This window comes from Flavobacteriales bacterium TMED191 (assembly GCA_002171975.2).
Lineage (GTDB): Bacteria > Bacteroidota > Bacteroidia > Flavobacteriales > TMED113.
The window spans coordinates 1-18,706 of sequence record NHIO02000016.1 but is presented as its reverse complement, the minus strand read 5'-3'; the positions used below and the strand labels follow the sequence as shown (position 1 = coordinate 18,706).

The following is an 18,706-nucleotide window of genomic DNA, read 5'->3' as shown; positions in this document are numbered from 1 at the left end:
ATATTGGTTCTTGGTCTTGTACACCACTAACCTCCCATGAACATGTTGCTAAATTAAACGTTGTAGTCTCATAACACTCTACTATTGGTTCTACATCCTGTACGCCACTAACCTCCCATGAACATGTTGCTGAGTTAAACGTCGCGGATTCATAACACTCTACTATTGGTTCTACATCCTGTACGCCACTAACCTCCCATGAACATGTTGCTGAATTAAACGTCGCAGATTCATAACACTCCACTATTGGTTCTACGTCCTGTACACCACTAATTTCCCATGAACATGTTGCTGAATTAAACGTTGCAGTCTCATAACACTCAACAGTTGGTTCTGTGTCTTGAAAACCAATATTAATCCAAGAACAAGATAATGAAACAAACTGATAATCATCCCAACAATTCTCGAGTGCAGGTTCTAAAGGAGGAAGAAGACATGAGTTGTCATCAGAACAAGCCTCCGAGTCATAATTACATGCCTCTGGATTAGTGCACCCAACTTCATATTCTGCTCCAATTTCAAAAGTTAAATTTGTATTTCCACCACAAGTCTGATCAAAAACAAAAAGAGTATAACTTCCAGTTGGAAGACTAGTAATACTATTTTCCTGAATGTCACCAGAAGGTGGAATAACTACAAGATTATAATTAGAATTAGGGTTTAGATTATTTAAAATAACTGCACCATCACTATCGCTAACGCATAAATTACTTGTCACGCTTAAATTAATATCATCAAATGATGTTGAAACATCTGCAACTTCAAAAATATTTATAGGATTGTTGGAATTAGGAAAAACCTGACATGATCCGGTATCAAAAATTTCAATATAATGTTCACCAACAGACAGACTATCTGTACTAAATTCTTCTAGAAAATAAGGACCTAAAGAAATTTCACCTTGACAAAAGCCATTAGTCCCAGGATAAATTGAACAAGGAGAAAATAAATCATTACTAATCCAGTTAACATCCGCCTCAAAAACATCTCCATTGGATTCAACTAACCAAATAATTTCTTCTCCATTTTGAGGACCATCAATATAATCTGATGTTGGATCATCACCAAAAATTGCCAACTGAAGATATCCTAGATTATTGACATCATTACTAAAGAATTCTAAGTTGCCAATTAAAGAGTAGCCACAAGTTGGATTATTGTAAAAAGCACCAATCCAATCTCCATCCTGCAAACCATTAAATCCGGATAACACAACACTACTGTTATCACTAAGAAATATATCATTGCCTTCACAGTCTGGCACTAAAGAAGTACCACCATCAAGAGTATTAAATTCTAAATCATTTATACCAACACTAATTTCAGAGACAAAATCACCATCAATCCAAACTTCATAAACACCTGTAGGACCATCAACAGAGCCACTTAATTCACCAAAACCATTAGGACAAGTTGCGTTAGTAATTAATAAAGTTTCTGCAGGAACTAACACATCTACGTCTGTAGGAACTAAAATATTATTAAAATTAAACTCACAATTATTGGAGAGAATAATTACATCATAATTACTTCCTGCTTCAACAGAGTAAACTATGTCATTAATTGAATTTGTAGTAATATCTAATTCATTTAAAACAACTATATTATCGTCTTCAAAAATAGAAATTGATAAATTCTCAAAATCAGATGCATCTGAAGAATTAAAATCAATCCATAGTTGCCATTGACCACACTCATTTGATGAATAAATATTGACGGATGTGTTACAAGTCGTTAATGATTGTACTTCATCACAAATACCATTTAAATCAACATCATTTATACAATTATTATCACAGTCGTAATATTCAAGAGGATAATTACAAGTTGCAATTGTATTTGCTAAAGGATTATAATTACAAGCTTGACTATCTAAACATCCCAAAATCATTGCTATACATGAACCATCGTCATAGTCAGCATTAATATCAAAATTTATTGCAGGCAAACCATCACCATCTAAATCAACAGTAATTCCATTATCTGTACAACCAGCATATTCGCAAGAACCATCATCTTGATTGCAATTATTACAAAAATTTAAAGCAGTTAAATCAAGACAGCCTGGACAATCATTGGAATAAGTACCAAACTCTATTGGACTAGAGTTGTTTGAGGAGTAAGTCCATTCTAAAATATTAAAATTAGGATACAACAACAGTTGACTATTAAAATCAAATACTGGATCTTGAAACACCCAAGGATTAACTCCTAAACTAGGCCCAAAACAACTTAATCTTTTTGCCCATCCACCATTAATAATTGTTTCAGCAGAATTGCTTGCCCAAAAATCTATTGTCTCTGGCTGAACTGGATCATCATCATTCCACTCTGGAGAATACAACAATTCAATAACACAATAAAAACCATCTGAAGTACCTCCATTAAAATTAAATCCATCTAATTGAACATCAGGAGAAAAACCATGTAAAGTTTCAAAATTTGCTGCATTTCTGGTAATATATATAAAATCACCTTCATTTACAGAGATAGCAGGTAATCTCCTGGCACCATTACTACTTTGACCAGCAGAAATTGTGTTGCTGGTTGCACACCCGTAAACACTTAAGTCCGCTATATCTTGATTAGCATACAATTCAATGGATCTTGCTTGGTTTCCAGATGTGCCAGTAGGAAGATTGGCATTAGGCCTTGAAATACCTGTAAGTATTAATGCATTTTGTTGTGCATAAATTATTGATAAACTGAAAAATAAAAAAAATAAAAAATTTGTTCTCTTCATAAAGCAAGCATATTGGATAGTGCTGTAATTAAAAAATACATAAGATTTAAAAATACACATTTTGAACGAGAAGCTAAAATTAATTAGTCTTTTATCCAAGTCAATTTTAAAGAGGAATTTATTGTAGCATCAACATGATTTATTAATTTGTCCTTAAATAATTTCCTATTTTTAATAATAGTAGCATTTTTAAATGTAGGTAATTCACCATCAGAACTAAAACAAAATGAATTATTATCTGGTTGAATTAAAAACTTTTTCGCTTTTATAGGAAAAACTGACTGGACACAAAATTGATTATCATTCCAATCATAAGAAGCCTCAAGCGAATTATAAATCAATCCTTTTTTTCTATAATGGTGTGCAATAAGACTTCCTTCTTTGTAAGGATTATTATTACTAAATGACATTGATTTTTGAAACATATCTATAATAAGTAAATCAAAATATAAAGTATGCTGTATTGAGGGCATCTCAAAATTAGAAATAGAGGAAAAAATGAAAATACTATCAGTATTGAGATTGTTTTCAATAGATACGGAGGATGTTTCTAATATAATAGTGCTATCAAGATTAAAAAACTGACAATAAGTATCTGCAGACATAACACTATTATTAGAAAAAAAATGATGAGACGAATTAAATAAATAATTTGAGTTAAATAATTTTCCACTTCCGTTCATATTATGACCATCAAAATATATATCACCTTTCAATCTCATATTAGAATATAAATTTATTGTATTGATCGGAGATTTAACTAAAAATTTTTTTTGATTAGGGAAATAGCTCAAGAGAATATCATTAGTACTGAATGATATTGAATCAAGAGATTCACCATTACGAATATAATTGACATTACCAAAAATTTGGTTTGAATTAATTTCAATCTTATCGGTTTGAAATATCAATTCATCGGATTTAAAAAACCCGTTTGCTGTTAAACCACTTTTATTTAAATATAAATCACCACTAAATAATAGTCTATTATCAAAAATATATGCAGAATCAATACTATTAATTTGTGTAGCAAGATTTAAATTATCATCAAAACTTAAAACACTTCTAAAATTAATCGTATCACTGGAGATATACATATTACCGGGAAAACTTAAATTTGACAATGAAATATCATAAATATATTTTAGTTCAAAAGGATCAACGATAAAACTACTTGCCTTATCAGTATACGCAAAATAACTTTTATCTAAAACTTGAAATCTTGGGAATGAATTTAATTTATCCAAACCAGACTTATTATTACAACTATCAACAAATAGTTGTGCGTCATCAAAATAAATAAAAGATGATGATAATTGAAATGTTCGATTATCAATAAAAGAAAGAACCGAATTAATATCAAAATCAAAATTAAAATTATGATAATCAAAAGCAATATTTTTTCCTGAGAAAATAAAGTTACCAATTTTGATATTTCCGTCCATATAAAAACTTTTATCATCAAAAAACTTAATTTTATTTTGCTCAATATCTAGTTGGAAGTCGAATCTACTTGTTATACTAACCTTGTCTAAAAGGTACAAATCCATTTCATTGTTAATCAAATCTAAATTAGCAATAGTATCAGAAACAGTTGATAAAGATTCAAATTTTAAATAATCATAATCTTTTAAACCAGCGTCATCAAAATTCAAAGCCCAGGAATTCACTTTAAAAGTGTTTGTAAAAATTCTAAAATCAACAATACCAAAAATCTCTAAATTAAGTATATGACTCATCGCTGCTTCTAGATCCAAATTAGCAAATGCACTGAAGTCAATTAAATCATAATAATTATTTACATCTTTATTTTTAACAAAATCCAATAAGACTGATAATATATTCACATCGTTTGCTACAAAATCACGATATCTTGATATATCAAAATAATGATCTGACTCTGTCAAAACCTTTAAATCTCGACCAATAGATTTATGAAAAAACAAACAATTATCAGATGTTAAATCAAAATCTAATTTATCAGCATAAATATTAAGTCCATGAAATTTATTTCTAATTGGATTAAGACCTCTTAATCCATCCCCTCTTTCAATTAAAAGTTTTTTAAGCTGATCATTATAAACCATATCTACGTGTGGGTGTGACAAACTACCAAAATTATTTTTAATCAGAAACTCAACATTAGATGCTTCAACACGCTCCTCCTCCAACTTAAAAGATGAAGCAAAAAAATTATAACTTGAGTTATCATCTTCAAAGAAAAAACTAGCTGGATTATTATAAAAACTAGTAAAATAAATCACATCACCTTTTAAACTTACACCGCTTGAAAAATTCATACCTTCAAAAACTTCAAATAAATTATTTTGATCATAAGACACAAAAGAATGAGCTTTATTTTCAGCAGCTAATTGATTCTTATAAGAACCATAACAATGACCATAAAATGATTTAGCTGAAGACATATAAACACTATCAGCACTAAAAAACTTTTTATTTAGATTGATCTCAAAATGCTCTAAATTAAAATCAATAGACAGATGATTATTATCAAATTTAACCTTTGCACTATTAGCTATAAAAGTATTAGATAGTATATCAAAATAGCCATTAACATCATTAAGAGTATTTTTGTTTTTCGAATTACTTAAAAAAATATTCGAATTAGATATAAAGAAAACAGGATGCTTATCGTCTTTAAATGTAAAATGAAAATCTCCATCATACGACCAAGTTAAATAGCTGCTTTGATGCAAAATGTCTTTAGAAAGAAATAAATTAGTTCTATTTAAAAATATTTTAAAATCAAGATTAGTATACATTTCCTTGCTAAATGATAAAAATTGCAAACAATGACTTAAAAATTTAGGTGGCAAATCCTGATCACTAAAATTGATTACTAATTGAAAAAAAGGAACATATCCATCATTAAAACGCATATTTCGACTCTTAAATTGACTAAGAACATGATTAATATTTTGTACTTGCAAATCTGTTAAAGATGAAGAAGCAATAAGTCTTTTAAACTGACGGTAATGTTTTCTTGCATTATTTGTAGAATTTTTAGACATTAAACTTAGATCATCATATATATCAAATTCAACAAACTGATTTTGAGCGTAAGAAAATCCAAATAAAAAAACTAAAAAAACTATTATTTTATATACACTACACATTGCCAATTATTTTCTTCATATCTATTTTGAAATGTTAGACCTAATCCAGTAGCTTTTTTATTTACAAGTAAAAAATCTGACACTAAAAAGCCACTTAAGATCAATATACCATTTTCCAACAAACGTTCAATATAATAATGCAATTCACTTAAAAGTACATTTCTATTAATATTCGCAAGAATGACATTAAAAAAAAAATTATGATTAAAATCCATAATACTAGTTTTATATATCGAAATATTAATACAGTTATTTAATAAAATATTTTCTTTACTATTAACATATGAATTAAAATCGATGTCAATAGCACAAATAGATTGAGCACCTAATTTACTTGCTAAGATTGATAAAATACCAGTTCCAGATCCGATGTCTAAAACAGATTTTGTATGCAAATTAATTTTAAATAACGATTTCATCATCAATATAGTTGTTTCATGATGTCCTGTACCAAATGACATTTTTGGATTAATAATAATATCAATTTTATCTTTAGTATCTAAATCATGAAAAGGAGCTCTAACAACACAATTGTTATTTACAAAAACTGGCTCAAATGAAGACTCCCAAATTTCATTCCAATTTTGATCTTCTAATTGAATAACTTTTAAAATACTAACGTCTAAATATTGTGCTAGATAACATTCTAATGAAACCCTATTAAATCCCGAATCTAGAATATAAGCATAGAGAGTTTTTTTATTATGTTCAAAACTATCAAAACCATAGTTAAGTAAGTGAGCAACAAGAAGGTCTTCTTGCTGTTTTGAAAACAAATCAACATCAAAAACGATTTGAAGAAAATTCATTAGCAATTTTAATAATATTAATAAAATTAGAAGCATCTAAAGAGGCACCTCCAACAAGTAATCCGTCAACATGATCATTTGACAATATTTCAACAGCATTATCTGAATTACAACTTCCACCATAAAGAATCGGAATCCTAAATCCAATAGATTCCCCAAATTTTAAAATCAATAAATTTCGCACATAAGTATGAACCTCTTCAATCTGAAGAGCAGTTGCAGTATTGCCAGTACCAATAGCCCAGATTGGCTCATAAGCCAATATCAAACTAGATATTTTTGCAACATCAAAATCAAATAAAACCTCTTGTATCTGTGATTTGATAAAATCTAAATAATTACCCTTATTTCTGGCATTCTTGTTTTCACCGAAACAAAAAATAGGTGACAACTTGTACTTGAAACACATTTGTATTTTTTCTTTGATAAAAAAGTTGTTTTCTAAAAAAAACTGTCTCCTTTCGGAATGACCAACTATAACATGTTTTACATATTTAGATAACATTTGAGCAGAAATTTCTCCGGTTAAAGCTCCATTCTCTAAATGTGAGACATTTTGTGCAACTAATGGAAAATCACTAATAGAAGAAATAACTGGCAAATGAATTGAGGGTGGAGAAATTAAAACATTAATGTGTTTTTTGAGATCACTAAACTTATTAAGTATATGTATATACTCAACAGCTTGAGCTTGACTTTTATTCATTTTCCAATTAGCTACAATAAACACCATACACTTTAAATTAATTAATAACAACTCTTGGATCTAACCAAAGATAAATTAAATCTACTAAAATGTTAATAATAATAAAACAACTAGCAATAATTAGAATAACACCCATTACTAAAGGAAAGTCAACGTTAATTAAAGCATCAACTAACAACTTTCCTAAACCATTCCATCCGAAAATATATTCAATAAAAACTGCACCAGAAAGCATCCCAGCAAACCAACCAGAACTTGCAGTAACAACAGAGGACATTGAATTCCGTAAAGCGTGAAATACAATAACGTAAAGCATACTATAACCTTTAGATAAAGCTAAGAGAATGTAATCGGAAGAAAGCTCATCTATTAATGCATTTCTTGTCAAATTTACAATCACAGCTAAAGGTCTTATTCCTAATGTTATAGCAGGCAATAATAAATTCTTTAAAATTAAAATTTCATCATCACCAAAATCATCTAAAACGTATAAACTTCCTGTTATATTTAAACCAGTTAAATATCCTAACTTAAATGCAAAAAAATATGACATTAAAATTGCAGCTAAAAAAGACGGCATTGACATACCTAAAATACTGAAAAATGAGATTAATCTATCCAACAAACTGTCCTTAAAATATGCAGAAATAATACCTAAAGGAATAGCTAAGAATAAAGCAATTAAAATTGATGTAAATGACAAAACCAATGTGTTAGGTAATGTATTTAGTATTAAAAAACTAATTGATTTATCTTTTTGATAAAATGAGTTACGTAGGTATGGATACTTTAAAATTATGTAGATATTATCACTAGAAAATAATTTTATTTGTTTTTTATATTCAGGACTATCTAAATGAACAGATATTGGAGAAAGGTCATTTAAATAATAAAAGTATTGTAAATATAATGGCTGATCAAAATAATACTTTGCATTGATTAAATCAATTTGTTTTTGATCATCTCTATCACCAAGCATCATTTTAGCTGGATCTGCAGGCATAATATTAAAAAGAAAAAAAATAATAGTAATGACACCAAGTAAAACTAATAGTGCATATAATAATTTATGAAAAATGAAACTAATCAATGTTTTTTATTTAACATAAATAGACCAATCTTCTGGTATATCACGCCAGTGCCATTTATTAGTAACTACTCCATTTTCTAACATTATTAAACCCGGATTTGAACGAATTATAGTCTTTAGAGTTGTTTGATCAACTGATAAATATAAAAAATCTAAAGTCTTTTTTGAAAGCACTTTCTTAACGTCACTTATCGATGAAGATGATAAACCAAAAACTGGAACTCCTACACTCTCCAATAAATCTAAAGTATTATTATTTATTTTTGTATGTGCTTTTACGTTTGTTTTTTCAATATCATAAGAAATAAATAATAATACTTTATCTAATGATAATATACTATCAGTTAAATCTAATTTCGTTTCATCACTAATGATATCAAAATCCTTTATAAGAGGTTCATCACCCTTTTTAACTAATTTAGTCTCTCTATCAACAAACTTTGCGCCATCTATTTTCCAAGGGTTTTCAGATGTAGAAAAAGTTTTTACGACACCATCTATTTCATAATACCATATATCTTCGTACTCATCTTTTTGCGCATCTTCAGGAAGCATTAGGCCTTCAAGAATATTTGAACCTACGCTATAAGCCCTAAAATCAACTATAGGTAAGTGTGATAGGCCATAAATAGGGACAAAAAATATCACAAAAAAAACAACTATCAAAGAACGATATAAAAAATTAGTATTTGAAATAGGATAAATGGTTTTATAAAAAAACAAAAGAAAACATGATACGATTAAAAAAATGATATCTTTTTGAAAAGAGAACCATGGTTCTAATTTCATAAAATCACCAAAGCATCCACAATCAGTTACAACATTAAAATATGCAGAATAAAATGTAAGAAAAGTAAAACTAATCATTAACAATAAATTAACTTGAAGTACAAGTTTTACAAATAATCCATAAATTAAAAAAACTCCTAAGGCAATTTCAAGAGCACAGATGAAAATAGACATAAATAAAGTCAACTCATTCATCCATTCTAAACCAAAAACCTCAAAATATTCCTGTAATTTATATGAGAATCCTAGTGGATCTAAAATTTTAACAAAACCAGAAAAAATTAAAAAAAAACCATAAGAAAAACGAAGTACATTAATCATGGTTTTTCTAGAAACAAGATTAAATAAACTTAATAGAATCGTAGTGCACTGGACAATAAATAAAGAGATTAATAATTTCATGATTTAGTTAATTTTATTAATGCAAAAATAGAATAATTGATCATATCAAAATAATTAGCATCTATACCCTCTGAAACAATCGTTTCACCTTGATTGTCTTCGATTTGCTTGACACGTAATAATTTTTGCAAAATTAAATCAGTAAAAGAACTTACTCTCATATCTCTCCAAGCCTCATCATAATCGTGGTTCTTAGCTAACATTAAAGTTTTTGCTTTAGAAACATAATTATGATAAAGTTCTGAAGCCTGATCTAAATTTAAATCAGCATTGTCAGCTAATCCCTTATCAATTTGAATTAATGCAATAATAGAATAGTTAATTATTCCTTGAAACTCACCTTCAACAGAATCATTTACTTGTTGCTTACCTTTTTCCTCAATACTCCTTATCCTTTGGGCTTTTATAAAAATTTGGTCTGTTAGAGAGCTGAGTCTTAAAATTCGCCAAGCACTTCCATAATCTAACATTTTTTTATTAAATAATTTACGGCAATTGTTAATTATTAAATCAAAACTATCTTCTGTATTCATTATAAAATTGTTGACATTTAATTATATTCAAAATTAAAATAATTAATCAATCTTAACATGCCAAAGGCGAGTTTTTATACAAATTTAATACACAAAAAAAATAAACCATTAATCATGGGTATTCTTAATTTAACTCCCGACTCATTTTATGACGGAGGAAAATATATCGACATCCAAAAGAGTATTAAACATATTAAAAAAATGGTTCATGAAGGAGTTAACATAATTGACATAGGAGCCGTATCCTCTAGACCTGGGGCAAATGAAATCTCAGTTGAACAAGAAAGAAAAAGATTAATTCCAGTTTTAAAAAAAATAAAAGAAAAATTTCCGCAAATATATCTATCTATTGATACATATCGATATCAAATTGCAGAGGAAGCAATTGAAATTGGTATTGATTTAATTAACAATATTAACACAAAGAAGGAGGAAGACAGAATGTTAAAAATTATAAAAAAAACTAATACTCCTTACGTTCTTATGCATATAAAAGGAGAACCTTCAATCATGCAGAACAATATACAATATGATAATTTTCATAATGAGATAATCTATTATTTTAAAAATTATATTAAAAAATTAAATCAATATGGAATTTCTAATATTATTTTAGACCCAGGTTTTGGTTTTGGCAAAACAATGGAACAAAATTATTTATTGATAAATATGATACCTAAATTAAAACAATTTGGATATCCGGTATTAACTGGAATATCTAGAAAGTCCATGATTAGTAAACTTTTAAACATCATGACAAAAGACACTCTTAATGGAACTTCGTGTCTAAACACAATCGCATTAATGAAGGGCACTGACATAATAAGGGTACATGATATTAAAGAGGCTAAAGAAATTATTGAGATTTATAATAAAGTAAAACAAAATGAGACAATTAAATAATATGCCTCCCAAATTGTACGTAAGAACTTTAATTATTTTTGTTTTTTTAATTTTTTTTTCATGCAATACAGACCATCAAACGGTATCACGTAAAATTACTAGTAAAGTAATATCACTAAGTAATTTTAATAGCAGCAAAATTGAAATTAATAATAACGGAAAAGGGAAAGTAATATTTACTTTAGATCCTGAATGCCCTCTTTGTCAATCCTATACAAAAGAAATCAATAGTTTATTTCAAAAATATAATGAACACATAGATTTTATCAATGTCTTTCCATCAAAAGAATATAACTTAAAAAAAATAAAAGACTTTAATCAAAAAAACCACTTGTATATTCCAAATATAATAGACACAAATCAAATTGTCACTAATTACTTAGATGCACAAGTCACACCTGAATGTTTTCTACTTGATAGTAATTTAAATATTTTATATAGCGGACTAATAAATGATTGGATTAAAGAAATTGGACGCAAGGGTCAAACTATTAACAATCATTATTTAAATGACAATATTACTCTTTTTCTCGAAAAAAAATCAATTATTATTAATAAGACTAAAGCAATCGGATGTATCATTCAAAAAAATTAATAAAATATATTCTCACGATCCTAACTTTAAGCGGTTGCACAAAAAAAGAAATATATTTTCATAGTAATGTAAAACCTATTGTTCATCAAAAATGTGCAATATGTCACAACCCAAGTGGCTCTGGACCATTTGATTTAATTACATATAAAGACTTCAGAAAACGCAGTGATATGATTAGTGAAGTGATAAATAAAAATTATATGCCACCTTGGCCAGCAGATTCAGAATATAGAAGTTTCACAGGCGAAATAACCCTCTCCAAAAAAGAAAAAGAAATAATTAACAAATGGATTAGAAATGGAGCCAAGGAAGGAGCTAAAACAGACGATGTCTTTTTAAGTTTTAATAAAAAAAAATCTTCTCCAGACCTTGTAGTCACAATGGACAAAGCACACATAACTAATAATCTTAATAACGATGAATTTTTCATGATGAAGTTCCCTCTTCATCTTAAAAAAGACACATTTATTAGAAGAATAGAATTTATTCCTGATAATAAACAAGTTGTACACCACATGAATGCTCACTTAATTTCATATAAAGAGAATGAAAAAAAAAACATCTTCAAAGGCAAAAGGAAAGTGAATACAGAATTACACTCTGATTCGATTGCTTTTCAAAAACTTGACTTATTAAATGACAATGGTACATACCCAATACTAACACCCTCTGTTGCTAATTATTTGCCGGGTTCAGAATCTATTCAATATCCTGAAGGAATTGGGGTTCTAAAAGCAACAAAGAAAAATATCATCTTAGTCAATGATTTTCATTATGCACCAACAACTTACAATCAAAAGGATAGTTCATACTTTAATATATATTTTAGTTCTTCACCACCTACAAGAGCAATAAAGGAAACTCAACTTGGAACATTTGGCATTTCTAAAATTACTCCTCCACTAATAATACCTCCAAATCAAATAAAAAAATTTAAAACCAAAGCCCTAATTACACAAGATATTTCATTATTAACAATTAATCCTCATATGCATTTACTTGGAAAATCTTTTTTAGCTTTTGCTGTTACGTTAAATAATGATACTATTCCACTGATTAAAATTGATAATTGGAATTTTAGATGGCAATATTTTTATACTTTTAAGAAAATGCTGAAAATACCTGCGGGTTCTGAAATTGTTGTAGAAGCAACATTTGATAATACTGTAAATAATCCAGACAATCCATTTTCTCCTCCGAAAGAAGTATCTGAAAGAAAAGACTTTAACGGAAAAGGAAGTATGAAAACATCTGATGAAATGCTTCAGTTCATTATTAATTACTTGGATTATCAAAAAGGAGATGAAGACATAGTACTAGGTTCTTAATAACTCTTTATTTATATTTTTGACAATTGATGGACCATTGTATATGAAACCTGTATAAAGTTGAACCAAACTTGCTCCTGCATTTAAAAACTCTAAAGCATCAATTCCGTTCATAATACCACCAACAGCAATGATTGGTAAAGATTTACCTCTTTTAGAATGTATATATGATATGATTTTTTTAGATTTATTTTTTAATGGGGCACCACTTAAACCACCATTACCAATTTTATCTAAAAATATAGACTCGCTCTTTAACATTTCTCTTTTTGAAGAAGTGTTGGTCGCAATTATACCAGAAATATTAAACTGATCAATTAGCTCTAAGATTTCATCAATTTGTGGATAATTTAAATCAGGAGAAATTTTAATTAAAATTGGCTTTCTAAAATCTTTTTGATTAAGTTTTTGAATATCTGACAGTAATTTTTCTAAATAATTTTTATTTTGTAATTGTCTTAAACCAGGTGTATTTGGTGAACTAATATTTAATACTACATAATCAACATGTAAAGCAATTTGCTTAAAACAAGTTAAATAATCCTGATGAGCAATTTCATTAGGTGTGATTTTATTTTTACCAATATTTCCACCAATTATAACATCAGTATATTTTTTTTTCAATCTTTTAACTATTAATTCTATACCATCATTATTAAATCCCATCCTATTAATTAAAGCATTGTCATTGGGCAGCCTAAACAATCTTGGCTTATCATTACCAGATTGAGGAAGAGGAGTAACAGTACCAATTTCTATAAAACCAAATCCAAAAGATGAAAACTCATTGAAAACTTCTGCATTTTTATCAAATCCAGCAGCTAGACCAACAGGATTTTTAAAATTTAAACCAAAAATATTTCTCTCTAGTCTACGATTATTTATACAATACAAATAACAAAAAAGAGAATAAACTCCGGGAATAACAAAAAGACATTTTAATAAATAGAGCACCATATTATGGGAAAACTCCGGACTAAAAAAAAATAAAAATCTTCTTATAATATGCTTATAAATCATATAGTATCAAAGTTAAACAAAAAAAGGCACAAATTTGAGGTGTTAAAAAACAGAAGTTAAGTAATAATTTTTTTATTTTTATATCATGTTTAAAAATAGTTCAGGTCGAAAACTGATATTTCACTGCACATTATTATTATTTATAATTAATCTTCCGTTATTTGGATGTGACACAACCCCTACACTTTCTGCTGGTAATGTTATTGATAATGGAGATGGAACATATTACATGGACATCTCTGCATGCATTGGATCTGGTGGTTCATTAGATGGATTTGATTTATACTTTAATAATGATATTAATATAGTTGGAACAACTGTAACAGAAATTACAGCACCTACTACAGGTAATGTCGCAACTGTAACTGTTAGTAACGGAATGTGGTTAGCAACCTATAACGGGGTTGATTATTTTGATCCCGGGGGATTTGGCATAGATTGTATTGATTTTGGAATTATTGTTGACAGTAATCCAGAGGGTGGCACAATATGTAGTCTTGGAATCAATGAAGACTGTCTTGGTTTTACACAATTAGATGAATTTATAACATGTGGGACCATACCTGGTCCATGCTTACCTAATTACTTTATAACTGATAATGGAACTATTGATAGTGATGTAATACCCGCTGGACAAAACTGCAACTTTGCCCCTTTTAATGATGAGATTATTGAGCTTACAGTTTCATGTGACGGAAATTTTAATATTTCTCTTACACAAGACCAAAATTTAAATTTTCCAGGTGAATCTTGGCTTACAGTCGCAGTTGGTTGTTGTAGTGGTGAAATTGAACAAATAAGTTCATTTGGTTTTTTAGACCCAACAATTACAATAGACACATATCTAACTGTAGGAACCTATTATATTATTGTAGATATTTACTCGGATACTTTTACACCGGGGGACTATATATTAGATATTACGTCTGATGCTGATGTAACATTAGTTAGTACATCAGAAGCAGGGCAAAATCAAAATATATGTACAACAAATACAATACTTAATGGAAATACACCAACTGGCAACAATGAAATCGGAAATTGGTCGGTAGTAAACGGGGGAGGAATATTTAGTAACCCTAATGACCCATTTAGTGGTGTAACTAATTTAAATAATGGAGTAAATATATTCCAGTGGGAAATATCCAATGATTGTATTTCCTCAACAGATCAGGTTTCTATTAATGTATCTAATAATATCGATTTACAAATACCAGATACACTTTACTGCTTAGAACAAATTCCTCTAATAATTGATGGAGGCGATAATAGTGGAGAATGGAGTGTTGAACCAAGCTTTAATGTAACAATTGATAATACTAATTCTAATAATACATTTGCTAACGTAAATGCATATGGAGATTATATATTTACATATTCCATATGTGGCGAAGATTTTTCATCTACTACTAGCATGCAAAGTATAGAACCTTCAATAACTTCATCCTCCAACACTTATTTTTGTTTAGAAGATTTTCAATTAAATACTATTATCAATGGTGATCCTGGATATTGGGATTATGAAGGACCTTATATAGCAAACTTTAACAATATTACCTCATTATCTCCAATTATCTCTGTAGAAGGTTACGGTACATATATTTTTACGTATTATGCTTGTGGAACAAGTACAAATATCACCATTAGCATGGAGGGACAAGAACCTACACTTAATGGTCCTGACGAAGTTTATTGCCTGCAAACATTTAATGTGTATGCAGAAATATATGGTGATCCTGGATATTGGAGTGCTGAAGGTCCTGGATCTGTAACTTTTACTAACTCTAATGAACTTAACACTTCTGTATTAGTTGATGAGTATGGGACTTATATTTTAACTTATAACGGATGTGGTGTAAACAATAGTATTATCATAAATTCAGTTGAAGCGAGTCCACAAATAACACTACCAATTGACAATAATTTAAACATTAACTGTGATTTATCAACTAATTTAGAAGCTGTTGTCCTTGGTGACCCTGGCTACTGGGTTGCAGAAGGACCTGGAAATATTTCATTTAGCAATCAAAATAACTTAAACACATCTGTAACAGTAGATGAATATGGAAGCTATGATTTTTACTATTTTGGATGTGGTACAGAAAGTGAGCCTGTTACAATTAATTTTAATAATATCGAGCCCCAAATTGATACAGATAGTGATATATATTGTCAGTTATCAACTGAATTAAATGCAATAACAGAAAGTTCAACCGGAATACAATGGTTTCAAAATAACCCACAAAATAATTCAACTGCATCATTTAGCAACCCTAATTCATCTACAACTCAAATAAATGTAAGTGACTATGGAACATATGAAATTGGTTTTACCGCATGTGGTAATACTATATTTACAGAAGTAAACTTTCTACCTGTTGAACCATACATAATAGCTCCTAGTTTTCAAAATTGTGTATTAAATACAACATTAATTGCATATACAGATGATCCTAGTGGTGGAGGTCCATGGACACAAACAGGTGGTACGACTGGTGCAACATTCTCAACAGGAAATTCAACAATGACAGAGGTAGTAGTGCCAAATTTTGGTGTATATGAATTCACATATGCAGCTTGTGACACAGTTTCGAGTATTACAATTGGTTTTGAATGCCCAATTGAAATTCCTAATACACTAACACCAAATGGAGATGGGAATAATGACTTATTTATAATTAAAAATTTAAATCCTGAAATTTACTCAAAAAGTTATTTTACAGTTTATAACAGATGGGGACTTGTCATATATGACGCAACAAATTATGGCATCAATACTACTTGGTGGGATGGAAAGAAAACTTTTGAAAATGAAACAGTGAATGACGGTGTGTACTTTTACGTCCTTGAATTATTTAATCAATTAAACCAACAATGGGAGGAACATACCGGACAAATTAATATTTTTATATCAAATTCATCATCCTCAAATGAAAACTTTAAAGATGATGAATTTAATCAAATAATGGATAAATAAAATTACTTCTTCCTCTCGGAACGCACTTCCAATGTCATAGGGTTAATTCTTTTTTGAATTTCATTAAAATCCTTGACTTGCTTCTTCTTTAAACAAGGTATAATAGTTTTATTTCTCTTTTCAGTGAATCTTAAAACATATTCTTGCATTTGCTTCTTTGACTCCATTGATGGACGGTCACCTCCCTTGGTTTTCATTTTATTCTGACCCTTTGCAATGGAATTAGCATACTCAGAATATGCATTCATGAAAATTGCTTTTTGTTTAGAATCTAATTTTAAATTCTTTGACAAAAAATTTACAGCCGTTACGGTATTTTTCTTTAGATATGCTTTTTCTTTTACATCTGCCTTACTATTACTTTGTGCAAATGAAAATGACATAGCTAAACCTAAAAATATACTTAATAATAAATTCTTCATATCATCTGATTTTTTTTAATTAATAAATATGTATGCTTATTTAACTAAATTAATAATATTTTATTGTAATAACTAATATAAAATTATTGGCAGGTAGGAAAAAAACAAAATAATTCAAACAAAATTTTATTTTTGTTTACTAGAAAAATGATACCCAATAGTGAAATGAATAGACTGTAACTTAAAATTATTATTTAAAACTGGTGAAGAAACATTAAAATCATTATAATTAATTTGAGTATAATCGGTGTTATAAATCTCAAAAAAATCATTATCCTTATTAGTGAGTTCTCTGAAAAATTCAAGAACACCTAAATTATATCTTAATGAAAAATATGCATTTTTAGTTTCATAACCTATACCTCCAATAATTGCTAAATTCCATTCAAAAGGCCACTCATTAACATCAAAGCCGTGATTATTAACTCCGGTATCAGAATCAAATAAATCATAAGTAACCTGATCAAAAAAAAGTCGTTCATAGTCAATGTATGAATTATCTACATCAAATGTAGCTAATGTAGTGGATTGTTTTGCTTTAACTAAATAACCAAATTTAGCTCCTATTTGAACAAAAGAATTTTTAGTAGGATAAATTTTCACTACAAATGGAAAGTTTAAATAGTTTACTCTCCAAAAATAATTAGCAATTTTATATTGATTATTATTATCTAAGCCTGTATTAGGATTAGTGTTGAAAAATGCTGAACCATTTTGACATACAATATGATTAAAATCTAATTCTTCATATTCAATCTCTGCTTGAACTGACACACCCTGACCATTATTATTATCAGTAACAACCATATTCATTTTTAATCCAAAAACCTGGCCATTAAAAAACTCAAAATTAGATAAATCACCGTCACTCATAACTCCAATATTGTTGAAGAAAGAAATATCATCATTGTAATTAAAATTTAATAAACCTTGAGTGTTTTCAACACCAACTAATGCATTGTGGTCATAAACAAAATTATAACCAATTGGAGAACCAAAATAAAATCCAATCGAAGATCTTTGACCATAAAAGAAAAAAGAAATAAATAAAGACAAAAAGAATATTATTTTTCTCATAGATGATGTAAAAAATTAATTGATAGTTAATTTTAATTAATAATATGTGACCCTGAAAGGATTCGAACCTTTAACCTCCTGATCCGTAGTCAGGCAGAAATACTTATACTTTGTGAGAGTATTAATTCAGGCAATATGAGTAATAAAAAAAATAATTTTTTCATATAAATTTTGT

Annotated in this window: 14 protein-coding genes; 4 read left to right on the top strand and 10 right to left on the bottom strand. The window is 28.5% G+C overall.

Features of this window, described 5'->3' with window-relative positions; genetic code table 11:
• The 7 genes from CBD51_001095 to CBD51_001065 all read right to left on the bottom strand — a co-directional run.
• Positions 1 to 2,803: BspA family leucine-rich repeat surface protein (locus tag CBD51_001095; GenBank protein RPG60421.1), on the bottom strand; the 2,803-nt coding region annotated here is incomplete at its 3' end.
• 23 nt (positions 2,804 to 2,826) lie between these two features.
• Entirely contained in the window at positions 2,827 to 5,880 is a 3,054-nt protein-coding gene (locus tag CBD51_001090) for a hypothetical protein (GenBank protein ID RPG60420.1), read from the bottom strand.
• Positions 5,859 to 6,725, bottom strand: coding sequence for a 50S ribosomal protein L11 methyltransferase (locus tag CBD51_001085; GenBank protein RPG60419.1), 867 nt, complete (start codon positions 6,723 to 6,725; stop codon positions 5,859 to 5,861). Before CBD51_001085 ends, CBD51_001090 begins: the two co-directional genes overlap by 22 nt.
• Entirely contained in the window at positions 6,664 to 7,422 is a 759-nt protein-coding gene (locus CBD51_001080) for a triose-phosphate isomerase (GenBank protein RPG60418.1), read from the bottom strand. Before CBD51_001080 ends, CBD51_001085 begins: the two co-directional genes overlap by 62 nt.
• Before the next feature lie 10 nt (positions 7,423 to 7,432).
• Positions 7,433 to 8,485 (bottom strand): ABC transporter permease, encoded by a 1,053-nt coding sequence (locus CBD51_001075; protein RPG60417.1) that lies wholly within the window; start codon positions 8,483 to 8,485, stop codon positions 7,433 to 7,435.
• A gap of 6 nt (positions 8,486 to 8,491) precedes the next feature.
• Positions 8,492 to 9,676, bottom strand: a complete 1,185-nt coding sequence (locus CBD51_001070; GenBank protein ID RPG60416.1) for a DoxX family protein — start codon at positions 9,674 to 9,676, stop codon at positions 8,492 to 8,494.
• Positions 9,673 to 10,209 (bottom strand): DUF1599 domain-containing protein, encoded by a 537-nt coding sequence (locus CBD51_001065; GenBank protein ID RPG60415.1) that lies wholly within the window; start codon positions 10,207 to 10,209, stop codon positions 9,673 to 9,675. The genes CBD51_001070 and CBD51_001065 overlap by 4 nt, the downstream gene beginning before the upstream one ends.
• A gap of 57 nt (positions 10,210 to 10,266) precedes the next feature.
• Between CBD51_001065 and folP the strand changes: the two genes are divergently transcribed.
• The 3 genes from folP to CBD51_001050 are packed head-to-tail and all read left to right on the top strand — an operon-like array spanning position 10,267 to position 13,035.
• Positions 10,267 to 11,112: a dihydropteroate synthase gene (gene folP, locus CBD51_001060; GenBank protein RPG60414.1), complete on the top strand. Its 846-nt coding sequence runs from the start codon at positions 10,267 to 10,269 to the stop codon at positions 11,110 to 11,112.
• Positions 11,096 to 11,707 (top strand): hypothetical protein, encoded by a 612-nt coding sequence (locus CBD51_001055; GenBank protein ID RPG60413.1) that lies wholly within the window; start codon positions 11,096 to 11,098, stop codon positions 11,705 to 11,707. Before folP ends, CBD51_001055 begins: the two co-directional genes overlap by 17 nt.
• A complete protein-coding gene (locus tag CBD51_001050; GenBank protein ID RPG60412.1) occupies positions 11,686 to 13,035 on the top strand; it encodes a hypothetical protein in 1,350 nt (449 codons plus the stop codon). Before CBD51_001055 ends, CBD51_001050 begins: the two co-directional genes overlap by 22 nt.
• On the opposite strand, the gene CBD51_001045 is transcribed toward CBD51_001050, so the two are convergent.
• Positions 13,024 to 14,052, bottom strand: a complete 1,029-nt coding sequence (locus CBD51_001045) for a quinone-dependent dihydroorotate dehydrogenase (GenBank protein RPG60422.1) — start codon at positions 14,050 to 14,052, stop codon at positions 13,024 to 13,026. The two genes, CBD51_001050 and CBD51_001045, sit on opposite strands and share 12 nt — an antisense overlap.
• An 88-nt stretch (positions 14,053 to 14,140) precedes the next feature.
• On the opposite strand from CBD51_001045, the gene CBD51_001040 reads away from it, so the two are divergent.
• On the top strand, positions 14,141 to 17,032 hold the full coding sequence (locus CBD51_001040) for a gliding motility-associated C-terminal domain-containing protein (protein ID RPG60411.1): 2,892 nt from the start codon (positions 14,141 to 14,143) through the stop codon (positions 17,030 to 17,032).
• 2 nt (positions 17,033 to 17,034) lie between these two features.
• Here the strand turns inward: CBD51_001040 and CBD51_001035 are convergent, their stop codons facing one another.
• Both CBD51_001035 and CBD51_001030 read right to left on the bottom strand, forming a co-directional pair.
• A complete protein-coding gene (locus tag CBD51_001035) occupies positions 17,035 to 17,454 on the bottom strand; it encodes a hypothetical protein (GenBank protein RPG60410.1) in 420 nt (139 codons plus the stop codon).
• Positions 17,455 to 17,580: 126 nt separating this feature from the next.
• Positions 17,581 to 18,531, bottom strand: coding sequence for a hypothetical protein (locus tag CBD51_001030; protein ID RPG60409.1), 951 nt, complete (start codon positions 18,529 to 18,531; stop codon positions 17,581 to 17,583).
• Positions 18,532 to 18,706 lie beyond the last annotated feature (175 nt).